The 7,719-nt window shown below is 72.8% G+C and carries 4 protein-coding genes; 3 read left to right on the top strand and 1 reads right to left on the bottom strand.

The genetic code is table 11. The annotated features are described in order from the left end of the window. Positions 1-120: 120 nt before the first annotated feature. On the bottom strand, positions 121-1,854 hold the full coding sequence (locus tag CLV43_RS40135) for an NACHT domain-containing protein (RefSeq protein ID WP_170156225.1): 1,734 nt from the start codon (positions 1,852-1,854) through the stop codon (positions 121-123). Between the two features lie 76 nt (positions 1,855-1,930). Between CLV43_RS40135 and CLV43_RS40130 the strand changes: the two genes are divergently transcribed. The 3 genes from CLV43_RS40130 to CLV43_RS40120 all read left to right on the top strand — a co-directional run bounded on the left by CLV43_RS40130 (position 1,931) and on the right by CLV43_RS40120 (position 7,706). Then, entirely contained in the window at positions 1,931-4,465 is a 2,535-nt protein-coding gene (locus tag CLV43_RS40130) for a DEAD/DEAH box helicase (protein ID WP_106194847.1), read from the top strand. A gap of 62 nt (positions 4,466-4,527) precedes the next feature. Beyond that, positions 4,528-7,260, top strand: a complete 2,733-nt coding sequence (locus tag CLV43_RS40125) for an ATP-binding protein (protein ID WP_106194844.1) — start codon at positions 4,528-4,530, stop codon at positions 7,258-7,260. A gap of 140 nt (positions 7,261-7,400) precedes the next feature. Continuing rightward, positions 7,401-7,706, top strand: coding sequence for a hypothetical protein (locus CLV43_RS40120; protein WP_146175100.1), 306 nt, complete (start codon positions 7,401-7,403; stop codon positions 7,704-7,706). Positions 7,707-7,719: the final 13 nt, after the last annotated feature.

The raw sequence follows: 7,719 nt of genomic DNA, 5'->3' as shown, positions 1-7,719 counted from the left end.
GAACATGTCCGCAGCGAAGTCCTCGATCACCGGGCGCACCAACGCCATCTCCTCCGGCCTCACCGCTACAGAAGATCACATCGCCGACACACCCCCATCACACGACCTAACGAAGTCCTACTAGTCCCGTGCGAGGTGGCGGCGCAGGGTGGGGTGGCCGAACGCGTAGCCGTCCGGTCCGGCCCGCAGCAGGCCCTCGGCGACGAACGCCGCCAGGTCGGCGGGCAGCACGCCCGCGCGGGTCACGGCCTTCACGGCGACGCGGTGGCTCCACCAGCCGTGCAGCGACACGGCGAACGCCGCGAGCCACACGCCCACCGTGGCGGCCAGCATCAGGTGGTGGACGTAGGGGGCGAAGCGGCGTTCGACCAGTGCGAGCACGGCGAAGGCGGGCAGCAGGCCGAGCGCCAGCGCGGTCAGCCCGGCGGCGACGCGGACGGCGAGGGTCCAGCGGGACGCGGTGGGGCGGGTGCGGGCGGCGGGCGCGCGGGTCGGCAGGGTCAGGACGGCGACCGCCAGGCCCGCCGCCGTGCCGGGCAGCAGGCCGAGGGCGATGCCCGCGGCGCCGCCGAACATGCCGACGGAGGCGCCCGTGACGAGCCCGGCCAGGACGCAGGTGAGCAGGGCCGTGGCCGCCGAGCGCCAGTCCAGCGACCAGCGGGTGGCCACGAAGTCGCCGAGGTCGAGGCGGGAGCGGCGACGGTCGGTGGCGTTGCCCGCCGAGTACACCTGGGCGGCGGCCGACGCGGCGAGCACCGCGGCGCACAGCACCGCGAAGCCGGGGTCGGTGGCCCGTGTCGTGAAGGCGAGCAGACCGATGGCGGCGGCCAGCGCCAGCGCCGCGTAGACCCACGGCCCGACCGCGCGGGGAGTCCGCAGCCCGGCCTGGCGGACCCACGAGAGGTTCAGCGCCTGCACGGTGAAGACGTCCCGGTCGCCGCGGTCCATCAGCCTGGCCAGCCCGCGCAGCGAGGAGGCGCGGGCGGGCAGCCGCACGGCCCACAGGTGGTCGAGCCCGCCCGCGAGCAGGCGCCGCACCTCGTCCTCGGTGACGTCCTCGCCCCGATAGCCCTCCACGGCCAGCGCGAGCGCCAGCGGGGTGTCCAGCAGGGCGACCAGGTCGTCGTGGCGCAGGCACGCGGCGCGCAGCGACTCCAGCCCGTCGGCGGCCAGCGCGGTGTCCACGGCGGCCGCGCTCAGCGGCGGGATCCGCACGGCCTGCCCGAACTTGCGCAGCTCCACCTCGTCGGACGGCCGGGCGCACACCACGATCGCGGTGGTGAGGCGGGTCCTGAGCAGGGTCAGCACCTCGACGCAGCGGCGGCGGTCGTCGGCGTGGCGGATCTCGTCCAGCCCGTCGAGCAGCAGCACCACCGGGCACGGGTCGGCGCGCAGCCAGTCGGCGACCCGGCGGGGCGGCACCCGGTAGAGCCTGCCGACCTCGGTGGACAGCCACTCGACGGCGGTGTCCACGGCGTGGTCGACCTGCTCCAGCCTGGCCACGCTGAGCCGCTGGGCCCGTTCCAGCGCCTCGGTGTCCCAGTCGTCGGCGGGGACGACGTCCTGCGCGCTCGCCCACCGCAGGCTGCTGAGCCGGTGCGGCTCGACCCGCCAGCTGCCGGTGGACAGGGACAGCACGATCGGCACCGGGCCGCCGTCCTCCAGCAGCTCCGCGGCGAGGCGGTGCAGCAGGGTCGTGCGGCCGGAGCCGGGTTCGCCCAGCAGGACGCAGCCGCGGTCGGCCCGGACCGCCTCGGCCAGGTCGGCCTCCGGTGCCGTTCCGACCACCCCGAGCGGGTCGGGCAGGGCCGCGCGTGCCGTCCGACGCAGGTCGTCCAGGTGGCGATCGGTCACACCCGAGAATCGCACACGATCCGCGCGGCGGTGGCCGCCACCGGACAACCCGCTCTCACCTATGATCCGACCTGCGATGACTCTCACCGATCGGCTTCCGGCCACCCCCGACCCAGACCTGCTCTTCGACACGTTCGCCTCCTGGGCGGCGGAACGGGGGCTCCAGCTCTACCCGGCGCAGCAGGAGGCGCTGATCGAGCTGGTCTCCGGCTCGAACGTCATCCTGAGCACCCCCACGGGGTCCGGGAAGAGCCTGGTGGCGATCGGGGCGCACTTCGCGGCCATGGCCAGCCAAAATGAAGGACGCAGAAAGAGGTCCTTTTATACTGCGCCCATCAAGGCGCTGGTGTCGGAGAAGTTCTTCGCGCTGTGCGACACGTTCGGCCCGGCCAACGTCGGCATGCTGACCGGTGACGCGAGCGTCAACGACACCGCGCCGATCATCTGCTGCACCGCCGAGATCCTGGCGAACATCGCCCTGCGCGACGGCGCGGAGGCCGAGGTCGGCCAGGTCGTCATGGACGAGTTCCACTTCTACTCCGAGCCCGAGCGCGGCTGGGCGTGGCAGGTGCCGCTGATCGAGCTGCCGAAGGCGCAGTTCCTGCTGATGTCCGCGACGCTGGGCGACGTCTCGTTCTTCGAGAAGGACCTGACCCGGCGCACCGGTCGGTCCACGGCGGTCGTGCGGTCGGCCGACCGGCCGGTGCCGCTGAACTTCCAGTACGTGACGACGCCGCTGCACGAGACCATCGAGGAGCTGCTGCACGGCCGGGAGGCGCCGATCTACGTCGTGCACTTCACCCAGGCCTCGGCGCTGGAGCGCGCGCAGGCGCTGATGAGCGTGAACGTGTGCACGCGCGCCGAGAAGGACGCCATCGCGGCGATGATCGGCGGGTTCCGGTTCACCTCCGGCTTCGGCAAGACGCTGTCGCGGATCGTGCGGCACGGCATCGGCGTGCACCACGCGGGCATGCTGCCCAAGTACCGCAGGCTGGTCGAGCAGCTCGCGCAGGCGGGTCTGCTGAAGGTCATCTGCGGCACGGACACCCTGGGCGTGGGCATCAACGTGCCCATCCGCACCGTGCTGTTCACCGCGCTGAGCAAGTACGACGGCACCCGCACCCGCGTGCTCAAGGCGCGCGAGTTCCACCAGATCGCGGGCCGGGCGGGCCGCGCGGGCTACGACACGGTGGGGACCGTGGTCGTGCAGGCCCCCGACCACGAGGTGGAGAACGCGAAGCGGGTCGCGAAGGCGGGTGACGACCCGAAGAAGCTCAAGCGGGTCGTGCGCACGAAGCCGCCGGAGGGTTTCGTGTCGTGGAGCGACAAGACGTTCGAACGGCTGGTCGCGGCGGAGCCGGAGCAGCTGACCTCGACGTTCTCGGTCAGCCACGCGATGATCCTCAACGTCCTCAACAGGAGGGGGGACGCGTCCGGTGCCGACTTCTTCGGGGCGATGCGGCACCTGCTGGAGGACAACCACGAGACGCGCAAGGCGCAGCTCAAGCACATCCTGCGGGCGATCTCGATCTTCCGGGGGCTGCTCCAGTCCGGGGTGGTCGTGCGGCTGGACGAGCCGGACGCCGAGGGCCGCCGCTACCGGCTGACCGTCGACCTCCAGGACAACTTCGCGCTCAACCAGGCGCTGTCGCCGTTCGCGCTGGCCGCGATCGAGCTGCTCGACCGCGAGTCGCCCAGCTACCCGCTGGACACGCTGTCCATCATCGAGTCCACTCTGGACGACCCGCGCCAGATCCTGTCCGCCCAGCAGTTCAAGGCGCGCGGCGAGGCCGTGGCGGCGATGAAGGCCGACGGCGTCGAGTACGACCAGCGGATGGAGCTGCTCGACCAGGTCACCTATCCGAAGCCGTTGGAGGAGCTGCTGGAAGGCGCTTTCACGAGCTACCGGAACGGGCACCCGTGGGTCGCCGACCACCACCTGTCGCCGAAGTCCGTGGTCCGGGACATGTACGAGCGGGCGATGACGTTCACCGAGTACGTCAGCTTCTACCAGCTGGCGCGGTCGGAGGGGATCGTGCTGCGGTACCTGGCCGACGCCTACAAGGCGCTGCGCCAGACCGTGCCCGAGGAGGCGAAGACCGAGGAGCTCAACGACCTCATCGAGTGGCTGGGCGAGCTGGTCCGCCAGGTCGACTCCAGCCTGCTGGAGGAGTGGGAGAAGCTGCGCAACCCGCTCGACGAGGCCGCGAAGAAGATCGAGATCGACGAGCGGCCGCCCGCCGTCACCCGCAACATGCGGGCGTTCCGGGTGCTGGTGCGCAACGCGCTGTTCCGCCGGGTCGAGCTGGCGGCGCGCCGCGACTACTACGAGCTCGGGATCCTCGACGGCGAGTCCGGGTGGGACGCGGACGCGTGGGAGGACGCGATCGAGCCCTACTTCGAGGCGTTCGACGCCATCGGGATCGGGCCCGACGCGCGCGGTCCGGCATTGCTGATCATCACGGAGGAACCGGGGCGCTGGGACGTGCGTCAGATCTTCGACGACCCCGCCGGGGACCACGACTGGGGCATCTCGGCCGAAGTCGACCTCGAGGAGTCCGACGAGACCGGGACAGCGGCCATCAGGGTCACCGAAGTCGGTGCCATGTAAGGACTCCTGGCGCGGTGGCGGTCGTCGCGTTACCGTCGTCCGCGCCGTGAGGAGCAAGACAGGTGGGCCAGTCGCACGATCGGTTCGGTGTGCTCGGACCACTGGTGGTCCACCGCGGCGGCACCGAGGTCCCGATCACCGCGGCCAGGCAGCGGGTGGTGCTCGCCGCCCTGCTGCTGAACGCGGGCCGTTCGGTGTCGACGGCGGACCTGGTCCGCTTCGTCTGGGGTGACGACCCGCCCGCGCGGGCCGCGCAGACGCTGCCGGTGTACGTGATGCGGCTGCGCCGGGTGCTCGGCGAGCCGCGGCTGATCGACACGACGCCGACCGGCTACCGGATCACCGTCGAGGACGGCGCCCTGGACCTGCAGCGGTTCCGGTCGCTGGTGGCCGAGGGCGCGGCGCTGGCCGCGGCGGGCAGGCCGGAGGAGTCGCGGGAGGCCTACGAGCGGGCGCTGGCGTGCTGGCGCGGACCGCTGCTGGCCGACGTCGACGCGGACCGGCTGCCGACCGGGGGCCTGGTCGAGGAGCACCGGCGGGCGGACCAGGCGGCGCGTCGACCGGCCGTCGAGTGGTCGCCGGTGTCGCAGCTGCCCGCGCCGGTGGGCAACTTCGTCGGCCGCACCGAGGAGCTGGCGCGGGCCGCGGAGCTGCTGCTGCCGGGCCGGGGCGCGAAGGCGTCGCCGACGGTCGTGGTCAGCGGACCGCCGGGGGTCGGCAAGACGGCCGTGGCGATCTCGGTCGGCCACGCCGTGCGCGGGCGCTTCACCGACGGGCAGCTCCACGTGGACCTGCGCGGCCACTCCTCCGCCCCGACGCTGTCCACGACCGCCGTGCTGGCCCGGTTCCTGCGGGCCACCGGGATGAGGGGCGACCGCATCCCGCTCGACGAGGCCTCGCTGGTCGCCGCCTACCGGGCGCGGCTGCGCGGACGCCGGGTGCTGGTGATCCTGGACAACGCGATGTCGGCGGCCCAGGTGCTGCCGCTGCTGCCCGGCGACCCGGCGTGCGCGGTGCTGGTCACCAGCCGCAGCGAGCTGGACCTGCCCGGTTCGGCCGCGGTGCGGCTGGACGTGCTGCCGCCCGAGGACGCCCGGCTGCTGCTGCGCCGCGCGTTGAGCACGGACGCGCGGGAGGGCGTCGTGGCCGAGCTGGCCCGGCTGTGCGGCTACCTGCCGCTGGCGCTGCGCATCTCGCTGGGCAACCTCGTCGGCGCGCCGCGCGGGGACGTCGAGCGGTACGTGGCGGAGCTGCGCGAGGGCGACCGGCTCTCGGCGCTCGCGGTGGAGAACGACGACACGGCGGCGGTGCGGCGGGCGTTCGACCTGTCCTACACGACGCTGCGACCGCCGACCGCCGAGCTGTTCCGGCTGCTGGGGCTGGTGCCGGGGCCGGACGTGGACGCGCACGGCGCGGCGGCGCTGCTGGGCGCCGACCCGGCCACCGCGGCGGCGCTGCTCGGGGAGCTGGTGACCGCGAACCTGGTGCAGCGGCTGGACGGCGACCGGTTCGGGCTGCCGGACCTGCTGCGCGAGTACGCCGCCGAACGGGCCCGCGCGCACGAGCCCGACGGCGGCGCGGCGGCCGTGCAGCGGCTGCTCGACTGGTACCTGCGGACCTCCCACGAGGTCGCCCACCTGCTGTTCCCGGAGCTGGATGTGCCCAGGCCCGCCCCGCCGCACCTGCTCGCCGACGAGGGGGCCGCGAAGGCGTGGCTGGACGCCGAGCGGCCGAACCTGTTCGCCGCGGCGGAGGACTGCGCGCGGTCGGGGCCGCGGCCGATGGCGTGGCAGCTGGTCAACGGGATGGGCGGGTACCTCGGCACGCACGGCCACCACGTGGAGTTCCTCGGTGCCATCGACGCCGCGCTGGACGCGGCCCGCGGGCAGGGCGACCGGGCCGCGGAGACGCGGATGCTCGTGTGGCTGGCCGCGGAGCACCGCAACCTGGGCAACCAGCGGCTGGCGATGAGGCACATCGCGGAGGCGGGTGAGCCGCCCGGCTCGGAGGCGTGGCTGCTGGCCGCGTGGCGCGGGATCCTGGCGATGGAGCTGAACGACCTGCCGACCGCGGTGGCGGCCTTCGAGCGGCTGCTGGTGCTCGGCGACGAGGACTGGGCCATGCCGCACGTCCGCGTCTCCGCGCTCACCGGGCTCGGCGCGGTGGACCTGATGCGGGGTGACGTCGACCGCGCGATCGAGCGCCTGACCAGGGGCGTCGAGCTGGCGCGGACGTCGGCGGGGCTCAACGTCAAGGCGTCCTGCACGAGCCTGCTGGCCCGCTGCCACCTGGCGCTGGGCGACCACGGGAAGGCCGTGGAGCTGCTGCGGCTCACCGCCGCGCAGTGGGACCTGACCGGGTCCGGGCACCTGCTGACCGAGACGCGGGCGTACCTGGCGATGGCGCTGAGCCGATCGGGTGATCACGGGGAGGCGGTCGAGGTGGTGGGCCGGGCGCTGGAGGCGGTCCGGGAGGAGGGTGCGACCGACCGGATCGAGTGCGAGGTGCGCAACGCCTCCGGACTGGTGCTGTGCGGTGTCGGCGAGTACGCCCGATCGGTGGAGGAGTACCGCCGCGCGCTGGAGTTGGCTACGGCGGGCGAGTACCCGTACGGGGCCGTTCGAGCGCTTCTCGGCACGGCGGAGGCACACCTGTGCGCGAACGAATACGCACAGGCACTAGACCACTCCCGGATGGCACTGGCCATGGCCGTGCAGTCGGGTTTCGGATTATTCGAGGTCCGAGCGCGTGAAATGGTTGCCAGATTGCTGGTGACCCAGCTCACCGGAACGTAGGAATGGTTGGGGAAAGGGCTTGCCGCCGCCATTCCTGCGGCCGGTGACCAGGGCGAACAGCAGCCAATTGAGACCTGGTTGACCATTCCGACCGGCTATAGCAATATCCAGGGGTACACGACTGCGTCATGGGGGTGACGATGAACGCCGACTTGGATGCGCTGGGCGACCATCTCGCCCGGATAGCGGCAAATCCACCCTGCACAACGGGTGAACTGGTAGCCGCACTGGAGGGTTTGGCGAAGTTGTCGAACCAGTGGTCCGAGGTGCTGGAATCGCTGCAGGACCCCACGCGCCGCCTGGTCGGTCCGGCCGCCGCGTCGTCGGTGGTCGTCGCCGCGCGCCGCGCCGAGGAGTCCTTCGTCGAACTGGAGATCACCCTCGGGGACGCGCAGGCCGCGCACCCCAGGGTCGCGGACCACAGGTCCCGGCGCATCGCGGGCTGAGGGTCCGGTCGAA

This window comes from Umezawaea tangerina, from assembly GCF_003002815.1.
Taxonomy (GTDB): domain Bacteria; phylum Actinomycetota; class Actinomycetes; order Mycobacteriales; family Pseudonocardiaceae; genus Umezawaea; species Umezawaea tangerina.
Note: the sequence above shows the minus strand (reverse complement) of the source record. Positions and strands in the feature narration are given on the sequence as shown.

What these genes read in the sequence shown, in the direction of transcription:
- CLV43_RS40130 (WP_106194847.1), top strand. Translation starts at nt 1,931, where the DNA reads ATGACTCTCACCGATCGGCTTCCGGCCACCCCCGACCCAGACCTGCTC.
- CLV43_RS40120 (WP_146175100.1), top strand. Translation starts at nt 7,401, where the DNA reads ATGAACGCCGACTTGGATGCGCTGGGCGACCATCTCGCCCGGATAGCG.